Source organism: Streptomyces sp. NPDC046859, assembly GCF_040645135.1.
Lineage (GTDB): Bacteria > Actinomycetota > Actinomycetes > Streptomycetales > Streptomycetaceae > Streptomyces.
In genome coordinates this window covers 226,150-251,415 of record NZ_JBEYXR010000008.1, presented here as the reverse complement: position 1 = coordinate 251,415, position 25,266 = coordinate 226,150, and the positions used below count along the sequence as shown (strand labels likewise).

Here is a 25,266-nt window from a genome sequence, read left to right as displayed (position 1 = left end):
TGAAACTCCAGGTCAACGGCGTGTATGACGTCATCTGTGGCTTTCTTGTGCCCAGGGCCACAGCGGGGTGGCTGCGCGAAGGCGCATACTGAGCCATGACAAAGCCTCCGGCGCCGAAGCGTCATCTGCCCACCAGCCCCTTCAAGGCCCCGGTCGTGCCGGCTCCAAAACACTTCGCCATGGGCGATCAGGTGACCCATGATGTGTACGGCCTCGGCCGGGTGGTCGGCATCGAGGACGGGGTCGCGGCGCTCGTGGACTTCGGCTCCGCCCAGATGCGGATCGTGAGCCCGTACGCGAAGATGACCAAGCTCTAGTAGCCGCCGGTGCCCGGTCACGGCACCCCAGGTCCCGTCATGGGACCTGCACGAAAGGCAGAACTCCCATCGAATCGACTTCCTTGTTCTCCGCCCCCTTCGAAGGGCAGCCCCGCCGGACCGGCGCGGCCTCTCCGCCTCCCACCACGACGCCCTTCCAGGCCCCCGACTTCGGGGACGAGGAGGGCGTCTGGGCCGAGGAGGCGGACGACCAGGAGGACGACATGACCGCCGACCGGACCCAGCGGCGCGGCCGCGCCGCCTGACATCCGCTCCGCGGGACGGCACAGGGCGCCGCGCCCCCGCCGAGTTGTCCCCGAACTCCCCCGGGATTGTCCGTGATCGGTAACGGACGGATCCCCGGGCCGCCGAACCTCGTCATGCCAGATGGTCACAGTGACCGGGCAGCGGCGGGTACAGCGGGAGAGTGGGGCGGACATGGCACGGCACGGGGGCGGGCGCGGCTGGTACGGCAAGCTGATCGGGGCGGCGCTGGGCGTGACGATCCTGGCCACGGGGGCGTCGGTGTGGACCGCGCAGGCCGGCGCCGCGGGCGGGGCGGCCCCCAGGGCGAGCGCGCCGGCCGCGGCGGACCGCGCTGCCGAGCCCGTCGCCGTGACCATCGCGCACGCCTCGGATAAGGGGCCGCGCGGCGTCAACATCACCATCGACGACGGTCCCGACCCGAACTGGACCCCGCAGGTCCTCGCCGTGCTGCGCGAGCACGGCGTGAAGGCCACCTTCTGCATGGTCGGCACGCAAGCCGAGGCGTACCCGGACCTGGTGCGGAGGGTCGTCGCCGAGGGGCACCGGCTGTGCGACCACTCGGTCTCCCACGACACCGCCATGGACAAGAACTCCCGCACCTACCAGTCGCGGCAGATCCTGGACGCCGAACGCATGATCACCGAGGCGTCCGGCGGCGTACGGCCGATGTACTACCGGGCGCCGGGCGGGGCGTTCACCCCCTACAGCCGCAAGCTCGCCGCCTCGCGCGGCATGCGGCCGCTCGGCTGGAACGTCGACACCAAGGACTTCGAACGGCCGGGCGCCGACGCCATCGTCGCCACCGTGCAGCGGGAGCTGGCCAACGGGCCGACCCTGCTGTTCCACGACGCCGGCGGCGACCGCTCCCAGACCGTCGAGGCCCTGCGCCGCGTCCTGCCGTGGCTCGCGGCGCAGGGCTACACGTGCGGCTTCCCGGTGCGGTGAGCCGCGCCGGACGCCTCCGGCGTCAGGACCGGATGAACTCCAGGATGTCCGGGTTGAGGACCTCCGGGTGCGTCGACAGCATCCCGTGCGGATAGCCCTCGTACGTCTTGAGCGTGGCGTTCTTCAGCAGCTTGGCCGACAGCGGGGCCGAGTCCTCGTACGGGACGACCTGGTCGTCGGTGCCGTGCATGACCAGCACCGGCACGTCGATCCTCTTCAGGTCCTCGGTGAAGTCGGTCTCGGAGAACGCCTTGACGCACTCGTAGTGGGCGTTGGCGGCGCCCATCATGCCCTGCCGCCACCAGTTGTCGATCAGTCCCTGCGACACCTTCGCGCCGGGGCGGTTGAAGCCGTAGAACGGCCCCGACGGCACGTCGATGTAGAGCTGCGCCCGGTTGCCGGCGACACCCGCGCGGAAGCCGTCGAACACCTCGACGGGCGTACCGCCGGGGTTGCTCGCCGACTTGATCATGATGGGCGGCACGGCGCCCGCCAGCACGGCCTTGGAGACCCGGCCGGGCTTGGCGCGGGCGACGTAGCGGGCGACCTCGCCGCCGCCCGTGGAGTGGCCGATGTGGACCGCGTCCCGCAGGTCGAGCGCGTCGGTGAGGGCGGCGACGTCGGCCGCGTAGGTGTCCATCTCGTGGCCGCCGGCGCTCTGGGACGACCGTCCGTGGCCGCGCCGGTCGTGGGCGACGACCCGGTAGCCGTGCGACAGGAAGAACAGCATCTGGTTGTCCCAGTCGTCGGCGCTCAGGGGCCAGCCGTGGTGGAAGACGATGGGCTTGCCGTCGCGTGGACCCCAGTCCTTGTAGAAGATCGTGGTGCCGTCGTCGGTGGTGACCGTACCCATGGTTGATCCTCCGCTCGTCCGGGCGTGCCTCAGCCGTTCGGATGGGTGGGGGCACACACGTGATCTGCGATCGCGCGTCTGGAGGCGCGCCGGATGTACCCGGACCAGATTACGCGCGGCCCCCGGAGGCCACATCCGCAGCCGGCGGGCGCGCACGTCTGGCCGCGGGACGTCCGGGTAACCGCCGTCCCATGGGCGACATCAGGGTGGGCACGTGTTCGTGGACGGACCGGGCGCTGGTCGGCAGCGGCTGGTACCCGGTGGGGCGGCGGGACGCCGAGGGGCGGTTGCGGCACTACGCCGAGCGCTTCCCGGTGGTCGAGGTCGACGCGACGTACTACGCGCTGCCCGGTGAGCGCAACAGCGCCCTGTGGGCGGAGCGGACGCCGGACGGCTTCGTGTTCGACGTGAAGGCGTTCTCCCTGCTGACCGGGCATCCGACCCGGCCGGCCCTGATGCCGCGGGGGTGGCCGGCCGACGCGCGGGACCCGCGCATCCTGGACGAGGTGTGGGCGCGGTTCACGGCGGGCATCGCGCCGCTGCGGCGGGCCGGGCGGCTGGGCGCCGTGCTGTTCCAGTTCCCGCCGTGGTTCCGGCCCGGCGCGCGGGCGGAGGCGTTCCTGGAGCAGACCGCGCGGCGGACGCGGGGGTGGCCGCTGAGCGTGGAGTTCCGGCATCCGGCGTGGTGGCGGGGTGAACAGGCGGAGGCCACGCGGGCGTTGCTCACCCGGCACGGGATGGCGGCGGTCGCGGTGGACATGACGCAGACGCTGCCCGCCTCCGTGCCGCCGGTCGCCCCGGTCACCTCGCCCCGCCTGTCGGTCGTGCGGTTCCACGGCCGCAGCGCGCACTGGGGGACGGGCAGCAAGGAGGAGCGCTTCCGGCACTGCTACGACGAGGACGAACTGCGCGAGTGGCTGCCCCGGCTGGAGGGGCTGGCCGGCCGGGTCGACGCCCTGCACGTGCTGTTCAACAACTGCTGCGGGGACGCGGCCGTACGGGCCGCCGAGGCCATGACCCGGCTCCTCGGCCGGACGGCGGAGCGGGCGGGGGACACGGCCTAGGGCACCAGGAACTCCGTGCTGGAGAACGTCACCGACGGCTCGGCCGCCAGCAGGCCCTGCTTCGCGGACCGGCCCGGGTACACGGCCACCGTGTCCTTGGTCTCGCCGACGTACGTCCGCACGACCAGGTCCGCCCGGCCGTCGCCGTCGAAGTCGCCGGTGGACAGGACGCGGGTGGTGCCGTGGGCCGGTGGCTTCACGGTGACCATGCCGGTGGTGCCGAGGCCGCCCGCGCGGCCCCGGAAGACGCGCAACCGCGAGCCGCTGGAGAGCAGTTCGCTCAGTCCGTCGCCGTCGAAGTCGGCGGCGTCCAGCATCGAGCCGGCGGTGTCGAGCGTCGCCCGTGCCGCAGCGGCCGGCAGGTCGTAGCGCAGAGACGTTTTGCCCATGGCGCCGACGGCCGCGTCCAGGGCCTTGCCCCGGCCGAACGCGCCGAGGGCGAGGTCGATCCCGGCGGGCAGGGTGACCCCCGTGCGGGTCGGGCCGTCCGGGCCGCCGAGGACCACCGCCGAGGTGCCGGAGCCCTGCGCCGTGCGCACCACGAGGTCGTCGTACCCGTCGCCGTCGACGTCGGCGGCCGGGCCGGTGGGCAGGTTGCCCGGTGACGGGACGGGGGCGCCGGCCGCGCGGGGGGCGCCGTCGCGGTCGAAGGGGCCGCGCAGGAAGCTTAGCCGGCCGTCCGAGGCGTGCACCACCAGGTCCTGGGCGTCGTCGCCGTCGAAGTCGCCGCACACCGGCTGGTCCGGCCAGTCGTTGCCGAAGCGGGCGGCGTCGGGGATCGTCAGCTTGACCCCCTTGCCGGTCAGGCCGCCGGGGGAGCCGAAGAGGATCTGGAGCGGGACCGGCGGCCGGCCCTGGCCGTCGAACGGCGGGTCGGTGGAGACCACCAGGTCGGTGAAGCCGTCGTCGTCGAGGTCGCAGGTCGCCTCGGCGTCGAAGACGGCGGGCTGCCGGCCGTCGGTGGCGGCCGCGTGCCGCCGGGGGTCGAGCAACTGCCGGGCGCCGGGCGTGAGTCCGCGGGCGCCGCCGTAGACGATGCCGATGCCGGCGTCGTCCGTGTGCGCCTGCGTCTTCGCCAGGTCGTTGACGACGAGGTCGCGGTGCCCGTCCCCGTTGAAGTCGTCGGGGACCTCGCTGCCCCTGCCGCGCGGCACCGGGAGCTCGGCGGGGGCGTCGGCGACCCGGAGCGGGCCGGGAGCGGCCTCGGCGTCGTCGTGGGCGGTGGGGCCGCAGGCCGTCAGGGCCAGGGCCGTCAGCGTGGCGAGGGTGCCGGTCAGGGCCGCCGTACACATCCCGCTTCGTCGCGCGCGCACCGCTCACCTCGTCATTACCAGGGACAACAACTGGGTAATGATGCACGCGTTCGAGAAGCGGCGACAGCCCTGGGTCCGGACGGGGTGGCGGGATGGGCTGATGTGGCTTGAAATACGCCCGAGTCGCGCACCGCCCCGCGCGCACGGGAGACCCCTGTGCGGAAGCCTGCGGCGACCCCAGGCCCGCCACGTGGCGCACCAGGAGGAGAGCCGTGCCCGACCCCCCCGGTCCCCCGCCGCCGGCACCGCCCTTCCGCCGCTCGCCGCGCAGGCCGAGCGCCTGATCGCGCTCGGCCTGCACGACCTCGCCGGGACATCGGCCGACGAGCTGCGGGCCTGCGCCGAGCGGGCCGCGGACGCCCGTCCCGGCGCCCTGCTCGTCGTCCACCCCGACCGGGTCCCGGCCTCCGCGCTCGCGCCGCTGCTGCGCCGGCGCAGCAGGCCCGGCTTCGTGGTCGTCGACATGCCCGACGTCGACGACTTCGCCCCCGTTGGCGTCGAGCTGCCCGAGGGCCCTTCCACCTCGTCACCGGCGTGGACCGCGGGGACCGCGCGGCCAACGGGAGCCCCGAGGAGGCCCTGCCCGCGCTCACCGGGGAGGGGCACTGGGTGCTCCAGCAGCGAGCCGGCGGCCCTGGAGCGCGGCCACTTCTTCATGACGATCGGCTCGCGGCCGCGCAAGGCCGACGGCTCGTTCGACGCCCGCACCCCGGCCGTCCGGATCAGCAACGGCACCGGCCGCGACGGCCGTGGGCGCGAGGACGCCCCGCAGGTCGGCTGATGCTGGTGGGGCCACCGTCGCACCTGGCTGGGCTTCGCCTCCGCCGCCGGACGCGTCGGTCGGAGGTCCCACGCCGCGCCGCCCGAGCTGTGTGGAATTCGGCCAAGATCCGCGAAGGAAAAGTGCCGGAGTACATCGTCGGAATGTCATGGGACAGTGGCGGTCATGGATATTCCATATCATCACCGTTGACGCATATTCCCCCGAATGCCAGATATCCAGCCCTGTGTGGCGCTCGTTAGGTGGGCGTGACTTGGCAGGAGAAACACGCAGCTGAGGAGTGCGCGCGTCGCTCGCGTCAGGCAGCTGATCAGATCACCGCGGAGAGCATCACCTATTGCTCTGATCTGCTCGACGACTTCCTGAGAGCCATCGGCCGGATGGAGCGTGAATATCTGCGAGCGACGCGCGAAGGGGAGGGGTCGTAGAAAATGAGGACCGATTATGAACCGGTAGGCGAGCCGCCTCATTACACGCAGCAGCTCGACATGCAGAACCTCTGGCAGCAGTCGGACGCGGGCATGACGCCGGAGGCCTGGGACTTGGACGAGGAGCTGGCCCAGATGCTGGGCGCCGCCCGCGCCCCGGATCCCGCCCCGCCCCGCAGGGAGGCCGACCGCCGGCCCGTGCCCCGCCCTGTGCACCGCAAGCGGCCCCAGCCCGGTGCGCACTCGCTCACCAGGAACCCGAAGGTCCTCACCGTCTCGATCCTGGTCACCCTCATCACCCTGTGCGCGGTGACGATGCTCACCTGGTCCATCTCGTACTCGTACGACCAGTTGCGGACGATCGCGCTGCTCGTGGTGGCGCCCAAGCTGGCCCACTGGTGGCCGCTGACGGTCTACGGCCCGTGGCTGCTGGCGGGGCTGTCCATCCTGCGGGCGTCGGTCCAGCGCCGGACCGCCCGCAAGTCCTGGGCCGTGATGCTGATCGCCTCCGGCACCGCCGTGGCGCTGTGCATCGGGCAGTCGGCGCACTCGCTGCTCGCGATGGTGGTCGTGGGCATCCCGCCGATCACCGCCCTGGTCTGCTTCCGCGAACTCATCGGGCAGTTCTCGTCCCGTCCCGGCCCCCGGCACGCCGCCGACGCGGTGGGCGCCCAGAAGCAGCCGAAGCAGTAGGCCGCCGCCGGGGGTCCCGGAGGTCAGGGCCGGTACGGCTGTTGCGGCTGCCCGTACGCCTGCTGACCGGGGCCCCCGGGGGTGGCCTGCGCCAGGAGCTGGTCGGCCTCCTCCCCGGTGACCTTCCGCTCCGCGCCGCAGAACGTGCACTGCGTCGCGAACTTGGTCGAGGCGGGGAACAGCGGCACGAAGAACAGCGTGAACTTCGTGACGCGTTTGCGCAGGGTGTGGGCCGAGGGGTTGCCGCACTGGCCGCACACCAGCGTCAGTATCGCGAGCTGGTAGAGGTAGCCCTTGGTGCCGAAGATGATCACGCGACGGTTCCTTTCGATCAGGTGCCGCCCTCCAGCCTGCCGCACGACGAAGCCCCCTGTCCCGTACGGGTCCAGGGGGCTTCGTCGTGCGGCCTGGGAAGCGGCTACTTCGCCGGGGCCGGCTCCGGCTCGCTCTCGGCTCCGGCCTCGCCCGCGGGCGGCTCGTCGTCCGCCACCGGCGTCCTGACCGAGTCCAGCAGCAGCTGGGCGACGTCGACGACCTGGATGGACTCCTTGGCCTTGCCGTCGTTCTTCTTGCCATTGACCGAGTCGGTCAGCATGACGAGGCAGAACGGGCACGCGGTGGAGACGATGTCCGGGTTGGTGGAGAGGGCCTCGTCGACACGCTCGTTGTTGATGCGCTTGCCGATCCGCTCCTCCATCCACATCCGGGCACCACCGGCGCCGCAGCAGAAGCCGCGCTCCTTGTGGCGGTGCATCTCCTCGTTGCGCAGACCGGGGACGCTGGCGATGATCTCGCGCGGCGGCGTGTAGATCTTGTTGTGCCGGCCCAGGTAGCACGGGTCGTGGTAGGTGATGATGCCCTCGACCGGGGTGACCGGGATCAGCTTGCCCTCGTCCACCAGGTGCTGGAGCAGCTGGGTGTGGTGGATGACCTCGTAGTCGCCGCCGATCTGCGGGTACTCGTTGCCGATCGTGTTGAGGCAGTGCGGGCAGGTGGCGACGATCTTCTTCGCCGACTTCGGCTTCTTCGACTCGGGCGTCACGTTGCCCTCGTCGTCCATCTCCTCGCCGAACGCCATGTTCAGGGCCATGACGTTCTCCATGCCGAGCTCCTGGAAGAGGGGCTCGTTGCCGAGGCGGCGGGCGGAGTCACCGGTGCACTTCTCGTCGCCGCCCATGATCGCGAACTTGACGCCCGCGATGTGCAGCAGCTCGGCGAAGGCCTTGGTGGTCTTCTTGGCCCGGTCCTCCAGGGCGCCGGCGCAGCCGACCCAGTACAGGTACTCGACCTCGGTGAGGTCCTCGATGTCCTTGCCGACGACCGGCACCTCGAAGTCGACTTCCTTCAGCCACTCCAGGCGCTGCTTCTTCGCCAGACCCCAGGGGTTGCCCTTCTTCTCCAGGTTCTTGAGCATCGTGCCCGCCTCGGACGGGAACGCGGACTCGATCATCACCTGGTAGCGGCGCATGTCGACGATGTGGTCGATGTGCTCGATGTCGACCGGGCACTGCTCGACGCAGGCGCCGCAGGTGGTGCAGGACCACAGGACGTCCGGGTCGATGACGCCGTTCTCCTCGGCGGTGCCGATCAGCGGGCGCTCGGCCTCCGCGAGGGCGGCGGCGGGGACGTCCTTCAGCTGCTCCTCGGACGCCTTCTCCTCGCCCTCCATGGTCTTGCCGCCGCCGGCGAGCAGGTAGGGCGCCTTGGCGTGCGCGTGGTCGCGCAGCGACATGATCAGCAGCTTCGGGGAGAGCGGCTTGCCCGTGTTCCAGGCGGGGCACTGCGACTGGCAGCGGCCGCACTCGGTGCAGGTGGAGAAGTCCAGCAGGCCCTTCCAGGAGAACTGCTCGACCTGGGAGACACCGAAGACGTCGTCCTCGCCGGGGTCGGAGAAGTCGATCGGCTTGCCGCCGGACGTCATCGCGGGCAGGGCGCCGAGCGCGGTCTCACCGGTGGCGTTGCGCTTGAACCAGATGTTCGGGAACGCCAGGAAGCGGTGCCAGGCGACACCCATGTTGGTGTTCAGCGAGACGACGATCATCCACACGAAGGACGTGCCGATCTTGATCATCGCGGCGAAGTAGACGAGGTTCTGCAGCGCGGTGACGCTCAGGCCCTTGAAGGCGAGCACCAGCGGGTACGAGGCGAAGTACCCGGCCTCGTAGCCGTCGACGTGGTGCAGCGCGCCCTCCAGGCCCCGCAGCACGTAGATGGCGAGGCCGATGGTGAGGATGACGTACTCGACGAAGTACGCCTGACCCGCCTTGGAGCCGGCGAAGCGGGACTTGCGCTCCGGACGGGACGGCAGGCTCAGCAGCCGGATCACGATGAGCACGGCGATGCCGAGGATCGTCATCAGGCCGATGAACTCGATGTACATCTCGAACGGCAGCCAGGTGCCGATGACGGGCAGCGTCCAGTCCGCCTGGAAGAGCTGCCCGAACGCCTGGGCGAGGGTGGGCGGGAGCGTCAGGAAGCCGACCGCCACGAACCAGTGGGCGATGCCGACGATGCCCCAGCGGTTCATCCGGGTGTGGCCGAGGAACTCCCGCACGAGCGTGACGCTGCGCGCGTAGGGGTTGTCGGTACGGCTGCCGGCCGGCACCGGCTGGCCGAGCTTGAAGTACCGGACGAACTGGCCGATGGCGCGTGCGAGCAGCGCAACGCCGACCACGGTCAGCACCAGCGACACGATGATCGCGGCGAGTTGCATTTCGGGGCTCCTCGGGCCTGCGAGGGGGTGGTTCGAGGGGGTCCCTCGACATGACGGGCGACATTACTAAGCGGTAACTTATGCAGTCCTCTGAGACTACCCGCATCCTCCTTCGCACTGTAGCCAGGGGCGGGGTGATCTGGGTCGCTGAGGCTTGCCTTAAGAACCGATCGTGTTATTCATCCCGAAATGGTATATACGGCCCTATTCTGTCTCCGTGCTCTACGGGATCACCGCCGCCACCACCGCCCTGCTGGTCACCGCCCTGCTGGCGGCGCTGCTCCGTCTGCCCGCCCTGCGGTTCGGCATTCTCGACCGGCGCCGGCAGCGTCCGCTGCCGCTGCTCGGCGGGGTGGCGCTCGCCCTGGTGACCTGCCTGGTCGCCGCCGCCGGCGAGTGGACCGGGTACGCCCCGCTGGGCTCCGAGACCATGCGCCTGCTGGTCGCCGCGGGCGCCGTCGCCCTGCTCGGGCTCGTCGCCGACGTACGGCGGGTCAAGGCGCGGTTCCTGGTCGGCGGTACGGCCGTCGCGGCGGCCTGTGTGGTGCCGTACGCCGACACGGGCTTCCTGATGGCGGTGCCGGCCATCGCCTGGATCGTCCTGGTCGCCGTCGCGTTCAAGGCGCTGGACCACGCGGACGCGCTGGCCGGCACGGTCGGCGTGCTCACCGCCTTCGGCGTCGGCGTCTGCGCGGCGGCCGAGGTGATGGACGAGCTGGCGGTGCTGCTGAGCGTGCTGGCCGCCGCCCTGACCGGCTTCCTGCTGCTGAACTGGCACCCCGCGCGGATCGGGCTCGGGGCGACCGGCTCGCTGTTCGTCGGGTTCGTGCTGGCCTCGTCGGCGGTGATGACCCGGGCCGGGCAGGACCCGGCCGTCAGCGCCGGGTTCCTGTATTCCCTCTCCGCGCTCGCCGTCACCGATGTGGCCCTGGTCGCCGTCTCCCGCCGGCTGGCCGGACGGCCGCTGCTGCGGGGCGCGCCGGACCATCTGGCGCACCGGCTGCGCCGGACCGGACTCACCCCGCAGGGCACGACCGTCGCGCTGGGCGCCGCCGCCCTGCCCGGGGTGGTCGTCGCAGTCCTGGTGCACCTGGGGCGGCTCGGCGGGACGGCCGTGGGGTGGGTGGGGGCGGGGTCGGCCCTCGTCGTCCTCGGCCTGCTGCACATCAAGCCCTACGGCCCCAGGCGTCAACCGCGGGTACCGGTGCAGGACTCCGTCCGTGCGTCCCGCCGTATGGAATCGCCGCAGGTGGGAGCCCAGTTGCGTGTAAGGAACGGATAAGACTTGAGTGAGGTCGACTCAGCTCTGTTGACCCGTTGCGAGCCGTCGTGCACACTTGAGTCCGTTCCACTCAAGTCAGCTGGAGGAATCAACCATGGCACGTGCGGTCGGCATCGACCTGGGCACGACTAACTCCGTCGTCAGCGTTCTGGAGGGCGGCGAGCCCACCGTCATCACCAACGCAGAGGGCGCCAGGACCACGCCGTCCGTCGTCGCCTTCGCCAAGAACGGCGAGGTGCTGGTCGGCGAGGTCGCCAAGCGGCAGGCGGTCACCAACGTGGACCGGACCATTCGGTCCGTGAAGCGCCACATGGGCACCGACTGGAAGATGGAGCTCGACGGGAAGCCCTTCAACCCGCAGCAGATCTCCGCCTTCATCCTCCAGAAGCTGAAGCGCGACGCGGAGTCCTACCTGGGCGAGAAGGTCACGGACGCGGTCATCACCGTCCCGGCCTACTTCAACGACTCCGAGCGCCAGGCGACGAAGGAGGCCGGCGAGATCGCCGGTCTGAACGTCCTGCGCATCGTGAACGAGCCCACCGCGGCCGCGCTCGCGTACGGCCTCGACAAGGACGACCAGACGATCCTCGTCTTCGACCTCGGTGGCGGCACCTTCGACGTGTCCCTCCTGGAGATCGGTGACGGCGTCGTCGAGGTGAAGGCCACCAACGGTGACAACCACCTCGGTGGTGACGACTGGGACCAGCGCGTCGTCGACTACCTGGTCAAGCAGTTCCAGTCCGGTCACGGCGTGGACCTGTCCAAGGACAAGATGGCCCTCCAGCGCCTGCGCGAGGCGGCGGAGAAGGCCAAGATCGAGCTGTCCTCGTCCACCGAGACCTCGATCAACCTGCCCTACATCACCGCCTCCGCCGAAGGCCCGCTGCACCTGGACGAGAAGCTCACCCGGGCTCAGTTCCAGCAGCTGACCGCGGACCTCCTGGAGCGCTGCAAGACCCCGTTCTTCAACGTCATGAAGGACGCCGGCGTCTCCATCAACGAGATCGACCACGTCGTCCTCGTCGGTGGCTCCACCCGTATGCCCGCCGTCGCCGAGCTCGTCAGGGAGCTGACCGGCGGCAAGGACGCCAACAAGGGCGTCAACCCGGACGAGGTCGTCGCCATCGGCGCGTCCCTCCAGGCCGGTGTCCTCAAGGGTGAGGTCAAGGACGTCCTGCTCCTCGACGTGACCCCGCTGTCCCTCGGTATCGAGACCAAGGGCGGCATCATGACCAAGCTCATCGAGCGCAACACCACGATCCCGACCAAGCGGTCCGAGATCTTCACGACGGCCGAGGACAACCAGCCGTCCGTGCAGATCCAGGTCTACCAGGGCGAGCGCGAGATCGCGGCGTACAACAAGAAGCTCGGGATGTTCGAGCTGACCGGTCTGCCGCCGGCGCCCCGCGGCGTCCCGCAGATCGAGGTGTCCTTCGACATCGACGCCAACGGCATCATGCACGTGACCGCCAAGGACCTGGGCACGGGCAAGGAGCAGAAGATGACCGTCACCGGCGGCTCCTCGCTGCCGAAGGACGAGGTCGACCGGATGCGCCAGGAGGCCGAGCAGTACGCGGACGAGGACCACCGTCGCCGCGAGGCCGCCGAGACGCGCAACCAGGGCGAGCAGCTCGTCTACCAGACGGAGAAGTTCCTCAAGGACAACGAGGACAAGGTCCCCGGTGACGTCAAGACCGAGGTCGAGTCCGCCGTCGAGGAGCTGAAGACCGCGCTCAAGGGCGAGGACACCACCGAGATCCGCACGGCCACCGAGAAGGTCGCCGCGGTCTCCCAGAAGGTCGGCCAGGCCATGTACGCCGACGCCCAGGGCGCCGGTGCCGGCGCCGAGGGTGCCGAGGCCGGTGGCGCCAAGGCCGCCGACGACGACGTGGTGGACGCCGAGATCGTGGACGACGAGCGCAAGGACGGTGCCGCGTAATGACGGAGGAGACCCCGGGCTTCGAGGAGAAGCCCGACGTCCCCTCCGGCGCCACCCCTGACGACGCCGAGCCGAAGGCCGCCCCCCAGGAGGGGACGGCCCCGGCCGGGGACGGACACGCAGACCCGGGTCTGGTGGCCCAGCTGGACCAGGTGCGCACCGCGCTCGGCGAGCGCACCGCGGACCTCCAGCGCCTCCAGGCCGAGTACCAGAACTACCGCCGCCGCGTGGAGCGGGACCGGATCACGGTCAAGGAGATCGCCGTCGCGAACCTCCTGACCGAACTCCTGCCCGTGCTCGACGACATCGGCCGCGCGCGGGAGCACGGCGAACTCGTCGGCGGATTCAAGTCCGTCGCGGAGTCGCTGGAGACCGTCGCGGCGAAGATGGGCCTCCAGCAGTTCGGCAAGGAGGGCGAGCCCTTCGACCCGACGATCCACGAGGCACTGATGCACAGCTACGCGCCGGACGTCACCGAGACGACCTGCGTCGCGATCCTCCAGCCGGGGTACCGCATCGGCGAGCGCACCATCCGCCCCGCGCGGGTGGCCGTCGCCGAGCCCCAGCCGGGCGCGCAGACCGTCAAGGAGGAGTCCGCCGAGGCGGCCGACGACAAGGAGAGCGGTGGCCCGGACGAGGGCTGACGTTGAACCGATGAGGAAGGAGGGACGTCGAGGATGAGCACCAAGGACTTCATCGAGAAGGACTACTACAAGGTCCTCGGCGTCCCCAAGGACGCCACCGAGGCCGAGATCAAGAAGGCGTACCGGAAGCTCGCCCGCGAGTTCCACCCGGACGCCAACAAGGGCAACGCCAAGGCGGAAGAGCGGTTCAAGGAGATCTCCGAGGCGAACGACGTCCTCGGCGACCCCAAGAAGCGCAAGGAGTACGACGAGGCCCGCACCCTGTTCGGCAACGGCGGCTTCCGCCCCGGTCCGGGCGGCGCGGGCGGCTCCTTCAACTTCGACCTGGGCGACCTCTTCGGAGGCGCCCAGGGCGGCCAGGGCGGAGCCGGCGGCTTCGGCGGCGGACTGGGTGACGTCTTCGGGGGCCTGTTCAACCGCGGCGGCACGGGGACGACCCGGACCCAGCCGCGGCGCGGCCAGGACATCGACACCGAGGTCAGCCTCAGCTTCACCGAGGCGATCGAGGGCGCGACGGTCCCCCTGCGGATGTCCTCCCAGTCACCGTGCAAGGCGTGCGCGGGCACCGGCGACAAGAACGGCACACCGCGCGTGTGCCCGACCTGTGTCGGCACCGGCCAGGTGGCGCGCGGCTCGGGCGGCGGCTTCTCGCTGACCGACCCGTGCCCGGACTGCAAGGGCCGCGGCCTCATCGCCGAGCACCCCTGCGCCGAGTGCAAGGGCAGCGGCCGGGCCAAGTCGTCCCGGACGATGCAGGTCCGCATCCCCGCCGGGGTGTCCGACGGGCAGCGCATCCGGCTGCGGGGCAAGGGCGCGCCCGGCGAGCGGGGCGGACCCGCCGGTGACCTGTACGTCACCGTGCACGTCGACGCGCACCCGGTCTTCGGGCGCAAGGACGACAACCTGACGGTGACCGTCCCCGTGACCTTCGCCGAGGCGGCGCTCGGCGGGGAGGTCAGGGTCCCGACCCTGGGCGGTCCCGCCGTGACCCTGAAACTGCCGCCGGGCACGCCCAACGGCCGCACCATGCGGGCGCGGGGCAAGGGCGCGGTCCGCAAGGACGGCACCCGCGGGGACCTCCTGGTCACCGTAGAGGTGAGTGTCCCGAAGGACGTGACGGGGAAGGCTCGTGAAGCGCTGGAGGCGTATCGCGAGGCGACCGCGGGCGAGGACCCGCGGGCGGAGCTGTTCCAGGCCGCGAAGGGAGCATGAGTCAGATGGACGGTCGTCGGCGCAACCCGTATGAACTGACCGAGGAAACCCCGGTCTATGTCATCTCGGTGGCGGCCCAGCTGTCCGGCCTGCACCCGCAGACCCTCCGTCAGTACGACCGCCTCGGCCTGGTCTCCCCGGACCGCACGCCCGGGCGGGGCCGGCGCTACTCGGCCCGCGACATCGAACTGCTCCGCCAGGTGCAGCAGTTGTCGCAGGACGAGGGCATCAACCTGGCCGGCATCAAACGCATCATCGAACTGGAGAACCAAGTCGCCGCGCTCCAGTCCCGCGTCGCCGAACTGCAGGCGGCCCTGGACGGCGCGGCGGCGACGATGCGCCAGCGCGAGGCGGCGGTGCACGCCTCCTACCGCCGCGACCTGGTCCCGTACCAGGAGGTCCAGCAGACCAGCGCCCTGGTCGTCTGGCGCCCGAAGCGGGCGAAGGACTAGGGACACGCGCACCGCACACGAAAGGGGCCCGGAGATCGTCTCCGGGCCCCTTCGTGTGCGCTACGGCGTCACTCGTCGCGAGGACCGATGTCGGGCGGTCACCGGGCGGGGGCTGTGATGGCGTAGTCGCCCGTGGGAAGGGACTCCGTGCCGTCGGCGGCCACGGCGGTGACCCAGTAGTACGACGTGGTGCCGCGCGCGGCGCCGGTGTCGACGTACTCCGTGGCGCCCGGTGCGGCGTCGTCGATCCGCTCGTAGGCCGAGGTGCCGGGGTTCCAGCGGTAGACGCGGTAGCCGGCCGCCTGCTCGGGGGCGTCCTCGCCGAGGCCGTACCAGGTGAGCCGGTTGCCCTCGTCGCCCTCGGCGCCGGCCGCCTCCAGGGTGAGCGGTGAGCCCTCGGGGGTCTCGACGGACGGTGTGGTGTCCAGCTCCGTCGCCACCACGATCTGCGCGTCACCGGTCCACTGGAAGGCGGAGTTGCCGGCGTCGTCGACCGCGTCGACGATGAAGCAGGACTCCTCGCCGTCGGGGAGCGTGGTGTACGCGTACGACGTCGTGTCGGCGGACACGTAGTACCCCGGGTAGAGGGAGCACATCTGCTCCTCCTCGTCGCCCCACAGTTCGCCCCGGCGCACCACGTAGCTGCGGAGGTCGGGGGTCGGGTTGGCGTCCCAGCGCACCTCGAAGCCGTACTCGGTCGGCGTGGCGGTGACCCCGGTGACCAGTGACGGCGGGGTCTCGTCGCGGCGCCGGCCGCTGACGGAGGACGAGCGGGCCGACTCGTTGCCGGCGGCGTCCAGCGACGTGACCCGGTAGTGGTACGTGGTGCCCTCGACGGCGCCGGTGTCGAGCCAGGAGACCTGGGCGGTGGTGCCGACGCCGGTGTACGTGCCGTCCGCGCTCGCGGACCGGTAGACCCGGTAGGAGGTGGCCCCGTCGGCGGCCTTCCAGCCGACCCGCAGCCCGCTCTCCTCGGACGCGGTGGTCAGCCCGGTGGGCGCGGCGGGCGCGGTCCGGTCGACGGTCGTCACCGGCTGGTCCGTGCTGCCGGTGCCCTCGTTGCCCGCCTTGTCGGTGGCGCGGATCTCGTAGTAGTACGTCGCGCCCGTCTTCGGGAGGGTGGTGTCGGTGTACGAGGTGGACGTGGTCGTCGCGAGGGGCGTGGTGCCGAACGAGGCGCCCTTGAGGCGGCGGTAGACGCGGTAGCCGGCGAGGTCCATCTCCTTGTTGGGGGTCCAGGTGAGGTGGGCTTTGCCGGTGGCGGTGTCGTAGGCGGCCTTGGCGCCGGTGGGGGCGAGGGGTTTGGTCTGGTCGACGGTGGCGGTGGTGCGGGGGGTGTAGGTGAACTTCACCTTGGCGCTGCCGGTCCAGTTGACGTAGTCGACGCGCAGGGTGTGTCTGCCGGACGGGATCGTCAGGTTGAGGGTTTTGGTGACGGTGGTGGAGGTGTTCTTCCACAGGTCGATCCTGCGGGTGCCGTCGAGGTACACGCGGATGCCGTCGAGGGCGGAGGCGGTGAGGGTGAAGGGGCCGCCCGAGCCGAAGTCGCGGGTGACGCTCCATCGGACGCCGAAGTTGTCCGTGGGCAGTCCGCTGAGGGGGGCGCCGGTCCAGCTCTGGTCGATGGCGCTGTCGCAGTCGGTCTTCTTCGGTGTGCCGGAGAAGGTGGTGTTCGCGAAGAACTGCCGTGTGAAGACCGGCGAGGTGCAGGTCACTGCGGCCGACGCCGGGGTGACCGTGGTGAGCAGGGTGCCCGCGGTGGCGAGCGCGACCGTCGTCGCGGCGGCGGTGGTCGCGCGTCTGGCTGGCTTCATTCGATCCTCTGGTCGAGTAGGGGACGGCGGTGCGAGCCGTCCTGAACGGGACTCACCACGAACGGGGTTGGTTGTACGGATTCCGCTACGTCGTCCGCCCGTCCTCGTGTGAGGTTCGGTGGAGGGGGTGTAACTGGTGATCTGCGAAGTTCCGCAATGTCTTTACATGATCGACGGAGCGTAGTGTTGCGCACTCGTTAAGTGGTTCCGCTTGACGCTGGGGGGCGTCGGCGCGTTGTCTTTTCAGACATTGGGGCGCAATGGCGCGCCCGTGTCCCGAAGGCACCAGAAGTGAGCTTCCCTATGCGTCCCTTGCGCTCTCCGCGCCGTACCGCCACCGCCGTGGCCGCCGCTTCCACGATGACCCTCGCGCTGGCCGCGTGCGGGGGACTGGGGGTCGCAGGGGACAGCAGTGGGGCGAGCCCGACCAAGGGCAACGACGTCACCGTGGGCCTGCTGCTGCCGGAGACCGCGAACACCCGTTACGACAAGTTCGACTACCCCATCATCAAGGAGAAGGTCGAGAGCCTCACCAGCAAGCAGGGCAAGGTCGTCTACCGCAACGCCGACGCGGACGCGAAGAAGCAGGCGGACCAGCTCCAGCAGATGGTCGACGACCAGGTCGACGTCATCCTGCTGGACGCCGTGGACTCCCACGCCATCGCGAGCGGTGTGGAGGCGGCCAAGGACGCGGGCATCCCGGTCATCGCCTACGACCGTCTCGCCGAGGGCCCCATCGACGCCTACGTCTCCTTCGACAACGAGCTGGTCGGCGAGGTGCAGGCCCGCACGCTGCTGGAGGCCATGGGGGAGGTCGACTCCTCCGACAAGATCGTGATGATGAACGGGTCGCCCACCGACCCGAACGCCAAGCAGTTCAAGTCGGGCGCACTCTCCGAGCTCAAGGGCACGGTGGACATCGCCAAGTCGTACGACACCAAGGACTGGAAGCCGGAGAACGCCCAGGCCAACATGGCCGAGGCGCTCAACGAGATCGGCGTCGGCAACATCAAGGGCGTCTACTCCGCCAACGACGGCATGGCCGCCGGCGTCATCAAGGCCCTGGAGGCCGCGGGCGTGACCAAGCTGCCGCCCATCACCGGCCAGGACGCCGAACTGGACGCCGTGCAGCGCATCCTGACCGGCGAGCAGTACATGAGCGTCTACAAGTCCTACCCGCACGAGGCCGAGAGCGCCGCCGAGATGGCCGTCGCCAAGGTGCAGGGCAAGGACATCCAGTTCGACTCCCTCACCCAGGACCAGGTCGACAGCCCCACCCACCAGGACATCCCGGCCCTGCTGGTCCCGGTGGCCGCCCTGACCAAGGCGAACATCGACAAGACGGTCCTGGCCGACGGCATCTACAAGCTGTCCGAGATCTGCACGGCCAAGTACAAGGCCGCCTGCCAGCAGGCCGGGCTCGGCAAGTAGCCGCCCGACGACCGATCCACCGGAGCCGCCGGGGCAGGACGCCCCGGCGGCTCTCGTGTGTGCGAACCCGTGGCCGGAAATCGGCCGAGGCGCGGGCGACAGGACCGAAAAGCCCCCATCAGCTTGTTGCAGCCGGGCGCCCCTGAGGGACGGAAATACCGGGATACAGCGGGATGTTGTGGCCCGGCGCGCGGCAGGAGCCGTGTTGCGGACCACGGCCCGTCCGCGCATAGTTGCGCTGCGGAAGCGCGAGCGAACCTCAGGCCCGCAGGGCCGGGCGCAGTACCGGTGCGCGAGGCGAGGACCGGGGGTGGATGGAGCGATGGCCGGGCACGGGGAGCAGGGGCATCCCCATGGCGCCGACCGCTTGTGCGAGGCCGGGGACCGCGTGTACTCCCGGGCCGTACGCCGCGGAAGGGTCTCCCGCCAGGACGCGGGACCGGTGCCCTGCCTGCTGGAGCTGGCGCTGCTGCACCCGGACCCCGACGACATGGACTGGCTGGTGCCGACCTCCCCGCAGGAGGTCATGACCCGGCTGCTGCGCGGGATGTACGAGGAGGCCAGCGCGAGCCAGCTGCGGATGGGCTCGGCGGTCGCGGCCTTCGAGCGGTACGCCGGGCTGGCCCCGCTCCCGAGCCAGGCGTCCGGCGTCGAGGGCACGGCCCTGCGCATCCTCGACGGCGACGCGCGCATCCAGGCCGCGCTGGACGAGGCGACGCAGGCGTGCACCCGTGAGGTCCTGACCGTGCAGCCCGGCGGCATCCGTCCCGAGCACGAGCTGACGGAGGGTCTGCACCGGGCGATGGCGCTGCGCGGCCGGGGGGTGCGGATGCGCGACCTGTACACGCATGTGGCCCGGCACGGGCAGGGGCTGCTCAACTACCTGGAGCTGATGGGCGACGCGGTGGAGGCCCGCACCCTGGACGAGGTCATCGACCGGCTGATCCTCTTCGACCGCACGGTGGCCTTCATCCCGGCGAACACCGACCGCACGATGGCGCTGGAGCTGCGGCACCCGGCCCTGATCAACTACCTGGTGACGGCGTTCGACCGGTTGTGGCGGCTGGCGATCCCGCTGACCGCCGCGATCCCCGACACCGGCTTCGAGGGCATCTCGCACCGGGAGCAGTCCATCGCCGCGCTGCTCGCGGAGGGGCACCAGGACGCGGTGATCGCGGAGCGGCTGGGCATCAGCGTGCGCACCTGCCGGGCGCACATCGCCCGGCTGTCGGAGACGCTGGGCGCGGCCAGCCGTACGCAGCTCGGTGTGCGGATCGCGCAGGTCGGCCTGGACCGGGCGGCACGCGCGGCCCAGATCCCCGCCCAGCAGCCGTTCGGCGTCGCCGTCGGGCGGGACGCCGCTCAGCTGCCGCCCGGCGCCCGGTGATCCTCGTTGAGGATGCCGGACTGGGCGATGAGGTAGCCGAGCTGGGCGCGGCTGCCGCTGCCCAGGGCGGTGGCCAGCTTGGCGATGTGGGCCCGGCAGGTGCGCACGTTCATGCCGAGCCGGCGCGCGATGGCCTCGTCGACGTGGCCCTCGACCAGGAGCTTGGCGATGGTGTGCTGGATGTCGGTGATGCCGTCGGGGGCGGTCTCGTAGGGGGCGTGCTCGCTCAGCGGGACCGCGCGGCTCCACATGAACTCGAAGACCTTGATGAGGTACCGGATGAGGCCGGGGTGCCGTAGCTCCAGGGCGACCTGCTGGTCGTCGCGGGTGGGGATGAAGGCGACCGACTCGTCGCAGATGATCAGGCGCTCGACGAGCTCGTCGATCGTGCGGTACTCGACCTTGCCGTCCGAGAGCTGGGCGACGTAGGCCAGCTTGCCGGGGTTGTAGCGCACGGTGTGCTGGTAGAGGGTCCGTATGCGCACGCCGCGCTCGATGAGCGGCCGGTCGCGCTCCAGGCCCTGCAGGAGGCTGCTCTCCGAGATACGGGTGCTCGGCTGGATGGTGAGCATCTCGGTCTGGCACTGGGCGGTGGCCAGGTTGAGGGCGGCGTTGATCCGCTCCCCGCCCTCCAGGACCGTGATCGAGTGGGTGCTCCCGGTGACCTGGGTGCTGAGGTCCATGAAGGGCTGGAGGGACTCGGTCAGCTCGACCGAGAGCCGGCGGCGCTCGGCGATCTCCCGTTCGATGGGATTGAGCCGTTGGGCGAGCGCCACCGAGGCGGGCAGGGGGATCAGCCAGTTCGCGTCGTCCGGGTCCGGGTAGAGCAGCGCGAACTCCATCAAACAGGGCACGGACTCCACGTCGGCTCGGGCGATACGCCCTGCACGCAGCGCGTTCGCATAGAGACGGCTGCCTTGAGCGCACATCTCGGTCATCGCATGGGGATGTGTCGCTTTAGTCTGATTCGTTGCCAAATCTCCACCCCCCATGGTCCTGAACATGCAGGAACATGATGCACCGATCGTGTGGCCATGAAGTGCCCGAATGAGCCATCGTCTTACTCGACGGGGGAAGAGGGGACCTTCAAGTGAGGACGAAGCCGACTATGCGGAACAAAATGCTTCGCTCGATTCTTGTCGCCGCCTTCTCCGCCGTTGTGGCCGTCGGAGCCCTGAGTGGCCTTTCGGAAGCGAAGAGCGACTCGCGGGCGGACAGCAGCTGGCCGAGTGCGGCCCCGACTGTCGTCATCGCCGGGGACAGTTCCTGGCCGGCCATCGGTGTGAATGGCGGCAGTGTGCAGGAGTCGGCATGACCACCCCACCCGACGACAGGTCATTCCGCAGGGAGATGGCGACCGCCTACCGCTCAGGGTGGCACTTCATCGACCTGGTCACCGCGATCCCCCACCCCGGTGACTCCCTGATGGTGACCGTCTTCGGCGAACCGGTGGTCGTCACACGAGACGAGGACGAGGACGTGCGGGCGTACCGGTGTCTGCGGCGGCCTCGGGGGGCGCCGCAGCCCGTGCGGTGCGCCATCCGATACGGAATGATCTTCGTCAACCTGGACCAGCGGGACCACCGTCTCGTGGAGCCGGAGGCACCGGCCCCAAGGACCATCTCAGCCACCCCCCGCAGTGCCTGACGCGATTCCCCCGTCGTAACAGATCGCTCAGGCGCTTCCCCCCGCAGCGGCGTCACCGTGACCTGAACACGGTGACGCCGCTGCAGTTTTCCGGGATATTTCCCGCTTTACGGCGACCCTGGACGCGGCCGGAACCGGCCGGTCCGCGTCCGCATTCAGATGGTCCGCGTCCGCGTCCGCATCCAGGCCCCGTGCCTCAGCCGTGCCCCATGGCCCGCGTCAGCGAGATCTCGATGACCACCCGGTCCGGGTTCGGTGCCGGGGTCCGCCCGTACCGGACGGCGTAGCGCCGCTCGGCCTCCCGTACCCGCTCCGGCGCGCTGCTGACGTGCGCGACACCCTCCAGCGTCGCCCAGCGCCTGCCGTCCACCTGGCAGACGGCGACCCGGGCGCCCGCCGCGCCGGCGGCGAGCACGTGGGCCACCTTCCTGCTGGACTTGTTCGTGATCACCCGAGCCAGCCGGGCCTCGGGTTCGTAGGTGACACCGACGGGCACCACGTGCGGGCTACCGTCCGGACGGGACGTGGTCAGTGTGCACAGATGCCTCTCCTGCCAGAAGGAGAGGTACGGCGCGTCCGGCGCGCCCGGATCCTGGGGGTATGCGGCCATGGTCGGGAACCTAGCGGGTACACGGGTCCCGGGCCCACCTTGAGTGAAATAGACTCAAGTTTGTGTACGCTGATTCTGTCAGTACTGGGAGACGCTGACGCCAGGAGGAGAAGGGACACGTGGACGCCGAGCTGACCAACAGGAGCCGGGACGCGATCAACGCGGCAAGCAATCTGGCCGTGACCGAGGGGCACCCGGATCTCACCCCCGCCCACCTGCTGCTGGCTCTGCTCGAGGGCCAGGACAACGAGAACATCACCGATCTGCTCGCCGCCGTCGACGCCGACCAGGCCGCCGTGCGGTCCGGCGCCGAGAAGGCGCTCGCCGCCCTGCCCAGCGTGACGGGCTCCACCGTGGCGCCCCCGCAGCCCAACCGCGACCTGCTCACCGTGGTCGCGGACGCGCAGGCCCGGGCCAGGGACCTCGGCGACGAGTACCTGTCCACCGAGCACCTGCTCATCGGTATCGCCGCCAAGGGCGGCCCCGCGGCCGACGTGCTCACCCGCCAGGGCGCGACCGCGAAGAAGCTGCTGGACGCCTTCCAGAAGGCCAGGGGAGGCCGCCGCGTGACCACCGCAGACCCCGAGGGGCAGTACAAGGCGCTGGAGAAGTTCGGCACCGACTTCACCGCCGCCGCCCGTGAGGGCAAGCTCGACCCCGTCATCGGACGGGACCAGGAGATCCGCCGGGTCGTGCAGGTGCTGTCCCGCCGCACCAAGAACAACCCCGTCCTCATCGGCGAGCCGGGCGTCGGCAAGACCGCCGTCGTCGAAGGGCTCGCCCAGCGCATCGTCAAGGGCGACGTGCCCGAGTCCCTCAAGAACAAGCGGCTCGTCGCGCTCGACCTCGGCGCGATGGTCGCGGGCGCCAAGTACCGCGGCGAGTTCGAGGAGCGCCTGAAGACGGTCCTGGCCGAGATCAAGGACTCCGACGGGCAGATCATCACCTTCATCGACGAGCTGCACACGGTCGTCGGCGCGGGCGCCGGCGGCGACAGCGCCATGGACGCCGGCAACATGCTCAAGCCGATGCTGGCCCGCGGCGAGCTGCGCATGGTCGGCGCCACCACGCTCGACGAGTACCGCGAGCGGATCGAGAAGGACCCCGCGCTGGAGCGGCGCTTCCAGCAGGTGCTGGTCGCCGAGCCCTCCGTCGAGGACTCCATCGCCATCCTGCGCGGACTCAAGGGCCGCTACGAGGCCCACCACAAGGTCCAGATCGCCGACAGCGCGCTGGTCGCCGCCGCGACGCTGTCCGACCGGTACATCACCTCCCGCTTCCTGCCGGACAAGGCCATCGACCTGGTCGACGAGGCGGCGTCCCGGCTGCGCATGGAGATCGACTCCTCGCCGGTCGAGATCGACGAGCTCCAGCGCTCCGTGGACCGGCTGCGCATGGAGGAGCTGGCCCTCGACAAGGAGACCGACCCCGCCTCCCGGGAGCGCCTGGAGAAGCTGCGCCGCGACCTCGCCGACCGCGAGGAGGAACTGCGCGGCCTCACCGCCCGCTGGGAGAAGGAGAAGCAGTCCCTCAACCGCGTCGGTGAGCTGAAGGAACGGCTCGATGACGTGCGCGGCCAGGCCGAGCGCGCCCAGCGCGACGGTGACTTCGACACCGCGTCCAAGCTGCTGTACGGCGAGATCCCGGCCCTGGAGAAGGAGCTGGAGGCCGCCTCCGAGGCCGAGGAGGAGGCCGCGCGGGACACCATGGTCAAGGAGGAGGTCGGCTCCGACGACATCGCGGACGTCGTCGCCGCCTGGACCGGCATCCCCGCGGGCCGGCTCATGGAGGGCGAGACGCAGAAGCTGCTGCGCATGGAGGAGGAGCTGGGCAAGCGCCTGATCGGCCAGCGGGAGGCCGTGCAGGCCGTGTCCGACGCGGTGCGCCGCACCCGGGCCGGCATCGCCGACCCCGATCGGCCCACCGGCTCGTTCCTCTTCCTCGGCCCCACCGGCGTCGGCAAGACCGAGCTGGCCAAGGCACTCGCCGACTTCCTCTTCGACGACGAGCGGGCCATGGTCCGCATCGACATGTCGGAGTACGGCGAGAAGCACAGCGTGGCCCGGCTGGTCGGCGCGCCCCCCGGATACATCGGCTACGAGGAGGGCGGCCAGCTCACGGAGGCCGTGCGCAGGCGGCCGTACAGCGTCGTCCTGCTGGACGAGGTGGAGAAGGCGCACCCCGAGGTCTTCGACATCCTGCTCCAGGTGCTGGACGACGGGCGGCTCACCGACGGGCAGGGCCGCACGGTCGACTTCCGCAACACCATCCTGGTGCTGACGTCCAACCTGGGCAGCCAGTACCTGGTCGACCCGATCACCAGTGAGGCGGAGAAGAAGGAGCAGGTCCTGGAGGTGGTCCGCGCCTCCTTCAAGCCCGAGTTCCTCAACCGGCTCGACGACCTCGTGGTCTTCTCGGCGCTGAGCAAGGACGAGCTGAGCCGGATCGCACGGCTCCAGATCGACCGGCTCGCCAAGCGGCTGGCCGAGCGCCGGCTCACCCTGGAAGTCACCGACGCGGCCCTGGCCTGGCTCGCCGACGAGGGCAACGACCCGGCCTACGGTGCCCGCCCGCTGCGCCGGCTCGTCCAGACGGCCATCGGCGACCGGCTCGCCAAGGAGATCCTGTCCGGCGAGGTCAAGGACGGCGACACGGTCCGGGTGGACGCCTTCGGCGACGGCCTGATCGTGGGACCGGGCACCGGGAAGACGCTCTGAGGCGTCCCCGGCACCCTGGTCGCGGGTACCCGGTGCGAACCGGGTACTCGGCCCGTGACCGGATCGAGTCAGCCCAGGGCTGACAGGCCCGTCCGGGCTTGCCACCCCCCTCCCTGCATGGGGGAGGATGGCGGAATCCGTACGAAGGGAAAATCACGGTGAGCATCGACCCGTCCTCGATTCCGAACTTCGGGGGCCAGCAGCCGCAGCCCGGGCCGCCGCCCGGCCCCGTAATCCCGGATCAGGACCTCGTGAAGCAGCTCCTCGACCAGATGGAGCTGAAGTACGTCGTCGACGACGAGGGTGACCTCGCGGCGCCGTGGGAGCAGTTCCGTACGTACTTCATGTTCCGCGGCGAGGGTGACCAGCAGGTCTTCTCGGTGCGGACGTTCTACGACCGGCCGCACCAGATCGACGAGAAGCCCACGCTCCTCGAGTCGATCGACGACTGGAACCGCCGGACGCTGTGGCCGAAGGTCTACACCCACACGCACGACGACGGCACCGTCCGCCTGATCGGCGAGGCGCAGATGCTGATCGGCACGGGCGTCAGCCTGGAGCACTTCGTCTCGTCGACGGTCAGCTGGGTGCGGGCCGCCATCGAGTTCGACAAGTGGCTCGTCGAGCAGCTCGGCCTGGAGCAGGAGATCAACGAGGCGGACAAGCCCGAGGACGACGAGTAGGTCGTCGCAGTGGACGTACCCGCGGCGCGGTGCCGCGGGGGAGGAGAGCCCGGCCCTGAGCCGGGCTCTTCCGC

The 25,266-nt window shown here is 70.6% G+C and carries 23 protein-coding genes; 16 read left to right on the top strand and 7 right to left on the bottom strand.

Annotation, left to right across the window (positions count from 1 at the left end):
* The first annotated feature begins 95 nt into the window (after positions 1-95).
* The 3 genes from ABZ899_RS15210 (at position 96) to ABZ899_RS15200 (ending at position 1,529) form a co-directional block, all read left to right on the top strand.
* Positions 96-317 (top strand): hypothetical protein, encoded by a 222-nt coding sequence (locus tag ABZ899_RS15210; protein ID WP_108707912.1) that lies wholly within the window; start codon positions 96-98, stop codon positions 315-317.
* Between the two features lie 83 nt (positions 318-400).
* Positions 401-583, top strand: coding sequence for a hypothetical protein (locus ABZ899_RS15205; protein WP_361345638.1), 183 nt, complete (start codon positions 401-403; stop codon positions 581-583).
* Between the two features lie 172 nt (positions 584-755).
* A complete protein-coding gene (locus ABZ899_RS15200; protein WP_361345636.1) occupies positions 756-1,529 on the top strand; it encodes a polysaccharide deacetylase family protein in 774 nt (257 codons plus the stop codon).
* A gap of 22 nt (positions 1,530-1,551) precedes the next feature.
* Here the strand turns inward: ABZ899_RS15200 and ABZ899_RS15195 are convergent, their stop codons facing one another.
* Complete coding sequence (locus ABZ899_RS15195; protein ID WP_361345634.1) at positions 1,552-2,382, bottom strand: alpha/beta hydrolase; 831 nt, start codon at positions 2,380-2,382, stop codon at positions 1,552-1,554.
* 191 nt (positions 2,383-2,573) lie between these two features.
* On the opposite strand from ABZ899_RS15195, the gene ABZ899_RS15190 reads away from it, so the two are divergent.
* Positions 2,574-3,446, top strand: a complete 873-nt coding sequence (locus ABZ899_RS15190; RefSeq protein WP_361345632.1) for a DUF72 domain-containing protein — start codon at positions 2,574-2,576, stop codon at positions 3,444-3,446.
* On the opposite strand, the gene ABZ899_RS15185 is transcribed toward ABZ899_RS15190, so the two are convergent.
* The gene (locus ABZ899_RS15185; protein WP_361345630.1) at positions 3,443-4,738 is read right to left on the bottom strand and encodes a VCBS repeat-containing protein; all 1,296 of its coding nucleotides are present in this window, start codon (positions 4,736-4,738) and stop codon (positions 3,443-3,445) included. The genes ABZ899_RS15190 and ABZ899_RS15185 overlap by 4 nt on opposite strands.
* Positions 4,739-4,949: 211 nt before the next feature.
* On the opposite strand from ABZ899_RS15185, the gene ABZ899_RS15180 reads away from it, so the two are divergent.
* Entirely contained in the window at positions 4,950-5,540 is a 591-nt protein-coding gene (locus ABZ899_RS15180; RefSeq protein ID WP_361345628.1) for a DUF5701 family protein, read from the top strand.
* Between the two features lie 488 nt (positions 5,541-6,028).
* The gene (locus ABZ899_RS15175) at positions 6,029-6,661 is read left to right on the top strand and encodes a DUF2637 domain-containing protein (RefSeq protein ID WP_361345626.1); all 633 of its coding nucleotides are present in this window, start codon (positions 6,029-6,031) and stop codon (positions 6,659-6,661) included.
* Positions 6,662-6,684: 23 nt separating this feature from the next.
* Here ABZ899_RS15175 and ABZ899_RS15170 read toward each other — a convergent pair whose 3' ends face one another.
* Together ABZ899_RS15170 and ABZ899_RS15165 are read right to left on the bottom strand one after the other, a co-directional pair.
* On the bottom strand, positions 6,685-6,975 hold the full coding sequence (locus tag ABZ899_RS15170) for a zinc-ribbon domain-containing protein (RefSeq protein WP_361345624.1): 291 nt from the start codon (positions 6,973-6,975) through the stop codon (positions 6,685-6,687).
* Between the two features lie 104 nt (positions 6,976-7,079).
* Positions 7,080-9,374 (bottom strand): (Fe-S)-binding protein, encoded by a 2,295-nt coding sequence (locus ABZ899_RS15165; protein ID WP_361345623.1) that lies wholly within the window; start codon positions 9,372-9,374, stop codon positions 7,080-7,082.
* 217 nt (positions 9,375-9,591) lie between these two features.
* On the opposite strand from ABZ899_RS15165, the gene ABZ899_RS15160 reads away from it, so the two are divergent.
* From ABZ899_RS15160 to ABZ899_RS15140, 5 genes are all read left to right on the top strand, one after another.
* Entirely contained in the window at positions 9,592-10,656 is a 1,065-nt protein-coding gene (locus tag ABZ899_RS15160; RefSeq protein ID WP_361345621.1) for an MraY family glycosyltransferase, read from the top strand.
* 94 nt (positions 10,657-10,750) lie between these two features.
* Positions 10,751-12,595: a molecular chaperone DnaK gene (gene dnaK / locus ABZ899_RS15155; RefSeq protein WP_361345619.1), complete on the top strand. Its 1,845-nt coding sequence runs from the start codon at positions 10,751-10,753 to the stop codon at positions 12,593-12,595.
* Positions 12,595-13,239: a nucleotide exchange factor GrpE gene (gene grpE, locus ABZ899_RS15150; RefSeq protein WP_055621217.1), complete on the top strand. Its 645-nt coding sequence runs from the start codon at positions 12,595-12,597 to the stop codon at positions 13,237-13,239. Before dnaK ends, grpE begins: the two co-directional genes overlap by 1 nt.
* A gap of 33 nt (positions 13,240-13,272) precedes the next feature.
* The gene (gene dnaJ / locus ABZ899_RS15145) at positions 13,273-14,451 is read left to right on the top strand and encodes a molecular chaperone DnaJ (protein ID WP_361345616.1); all 1,179 of its coding nucleotides are present in this window, start codon (positions 13,273-13,275) and stop codon (positions 14,449-14,451) included.
* Positions 14,452-14,456: 5 nt separating this feature from the next.
* Positions 14,457-14,903 carry a helix-turn-helix domain-containing protein gene (locus ABZ899_RS15140; RefSeq protein ID WP_361345800.1) on the top strand — a complete coding sequence of 149 codons (447 nt, stop codon included), beginning with the start codon at positions 14,457-14,459 and terminating at the stop codon, positions 14,901-14,903.
* Between the two features lie 98 nt (positions 14,904-15,001).
* Here ABZ899_RS15140 and ABZ899_RS15135 read toward each other — a convergent pair whose 3' ends face one another.
* A complete protein-coding gene (locus ABZ899_RS15135; RefSeq protein WP_361345614.1) occupies positions 15,002-16,717 on the bottom strand; it encodes a PA14 domain-containing protein in 1,716 nt (571 codons plus the stop codon).
* Between the two features lie 303 nt (positions 16,718-17,020).
* Between ABZ899_RS15135 and ABZ899_RS15130 the strand changes: the two genes are divergently transcribed.
* Positions 17,021-18,148, top strand: coding sequence for a substrate-binding domain-containing protein (locus tag ABZ899_RS15130; protein WP_361345612.1), 1,128 nt, complete (start codon positions 17,021-17,023; stop codon positions 18,146-18,148).
* Positions 18,149-18,470: 322 nt separating this feature from the next.
* Entirely contained in the window at positions 18,471-19,535 is a 1,065-nt protein-coding gene (locus ABZ899_RS15125) for a helix-turn-helix transcriptional regulator (RefSeq protein ID WP_361345610.1), read from the top strand.
* Here ABZ899_RS15125 and ABZ899_RS15120 read toward each other — a convergent pair.
* Positions 19,511-20,527 (bottom strand): helix-turn-helix transcriptional regulator, encoded by a 1,017-nt coding sequence (locus ABZ899_RS15120; RefSeq protein WP_361345608.1) that lies wholly within the window; start codon positions 20,525-20,527, stop codon positions 19,511-19,513. The genes ABZ899_RS15125 and ABZ899_RS15120 overlap by 25 nt on opposite strands.
* A 319-nt stretch (positions 20,528-20,846) precedes the next feature.
* Here ABZ899_RS15120 and ABZ899_RS15115 point away from each other — a divergent pair, with 319 nt between their 5' ends.
* Positions 20,847-21,182 (top strand): hypothetical protein, encoded by a 336-nt coding sequence (locus ABZ899_RS15115; protein WP_062673604.1) that lies wholly within the window; start codon positions 20,847-20,849, stop codon positions 21,180-21,182.
* A 196-nt stretch (positions 21,183-21,378) separates the two neighbouring features.
* On the opposite strand, the gene ABZ899_RS15110 is transcribed toward ABZ899_RS15115, so the two are convergent.
* Entirely contained in the window at positions 21,379-21,792 is a 414-nt protein-coding gene (locus ABZ899_RS15110) for a TIGR03618 family F420-dependent PPOX class oxidoreductase (RefSeq protein ID WP_361345606.1), read from the bottom strand.
* 119 nt (positions 21,793-21,911) lie between these two features.
* Between ABZ899_RS15110 and clpB the strand changes: the two genes are divergently transcribed.
* Both clpB and ABZ899_RS15100 read left to right on the top strand, forming a co-directional pair.
* Positions 21,912-24,509 (top strand): ATP-dependent chaperone ClpB, encoded by a 2,598-nt coding sequence (clpB, locus tag ABZ899_RS15105; protein WP_361345604.1) that lies wholly within the window; start codon positions 21,912-21,914, stop codon positions 24,507-24,509.
* A gap of 158 nt (positions 24,510-24,667) precedes the next feature.
* On the top strand, positions 24,668-25,192 hold the full coding sequence (locus ABZ899_RS15100) for a YbjN domain-containing protein (protein ID WP_361345602.1): 525 nt from the start codon (positions 24,668-24,670) through the stop codon (positions 25,190-25,192).
* The last annotated feature ends 74 nt before the right edge of the window (positions 25,193-25,266 follow it).

Excerpts from the sequence above, each read along its gene's own strand:
- ABZ899_RS15210 (WP_108707912.1), top strand. The coding sequence starts at position 96 with ATGACAAAGCCTCCGGCGCCGAAGCGTCATCTGCCCACCAGCCCCTTC.
- ABZ899_RS15200 (WP_361345636.1), top strand. The coding sequence starts at position 756 with ATGGCACGGCACGGGGGCGGGCGCGGCTGGTACGGCAAGCTGATCGGG.
- ABZ899_RS15195 (WP_361345634.1), bottom strand. The coding sequence starts at position 2,382 with ATGGGTACGGTCACCACCGACGACGGCACCACGATCTTCTACAAGGAC.
- ABZ899_RS15190 (WP_361345632.1), top strand. The coding sequence starts at position 2,574 with ATGGGCGACATCAGGGTGGGCACGTGTTCGTGGACGGACCGGGCGCTG.
- ABZ899_RS15185 (WP_361345630.1), bottom strand. The coding sequence starts at position 4,738 with ATGTGTACGGCGGCCCTGACCGGCACCCTCGCCACGCTGACGGCCCTG.
- ABZ899_RS15175 (WP_361345626.1), top strand. The coding sequence starts at position 6,029 with ATGCAGAACCTCTGGCAGCAGTCGGACGCGGGCATGACGCCGGAGGCC.
- ABZ899_RS15165 (WP_361345623.1), bottom strand. The coding sequence starts at position 9,374 with ATGCAACTCGCCGCGATCATCGTGTCGCTGGTGCTGACCGTGGTCGGC.
- dnaK (WP_361345619.1), top strand. The coding sequence starts at position 10,751 with ATGGCACGTGCGGTCGGCATCGACCTGGGCACGACTAACTCCGTCGTC.
- grpE (WP_055621217.1), top strand. The coding sequence starts at position 12,595 with ATGACGGAGGAGACCCCGGGCTTCGAGGAGAAGCCCGACGTCCCCTCC.
- dnaJ (WP_361345616.1), top strand. The coding sequence starts at position 13,273 with ATGAGCACCAAGGACTTCATCGAGAAGGACTACTACAAGGTCCTCGGC.
- ABZ899_RS15140 (WP_361345800.1), top strand. The coding sequence starts at position 14,457 with ATGGACGGTCGTCGGCGCAACCCGTATGAACTGACCGAGGAAACCCCG.
- ABZ899_RS15135 (WP_361345614.1), bottom strand. The coding sequence starts at position 16,717 with ATGAAGCCAGCCAGACGCGCGACCACCGCCGCCGCGACGACGGTCGCG.
- ABZ899_RS15130 (WP_361345612.1), top strand. The coding sequence starts at position 17,021 with ATGCGTCCCTTGCGCTCTCCGCGCCGTACCGCCACCGCCGTGGCCGCC.
- ABZ899_RS15125 (WP_361345610.1), top strand. The coding sequence starts at position 18,471 with ATGGCCGGGCACGGGGAGCAGGGGCATCCCCATGGCGCCGACCGCTTG.
- ABZ899_RS15120 (WP_361345608.1), bottom strand. The coding sequence starts at position 20,527 with ATGGGGGGTGGAGATTTGGCAACGAATCAGACTAAAGCGACACATCCC.
- ABZ899_RS15115 (WP_062673604.1), top strand. The coding sequence starts at position 20,847 with ATGACCACCCCACCCGACGACAGGTCATTCCGCAGGGAGATGGCGACC.
- ABZ899_RS15110 (WP_361345606.1), bottom strand. The coding sequence starts at position 21,792 with ATGGCCGCATACCCCCAGGATCCGGGCGCGCCGGACGCGCCGTACCTC.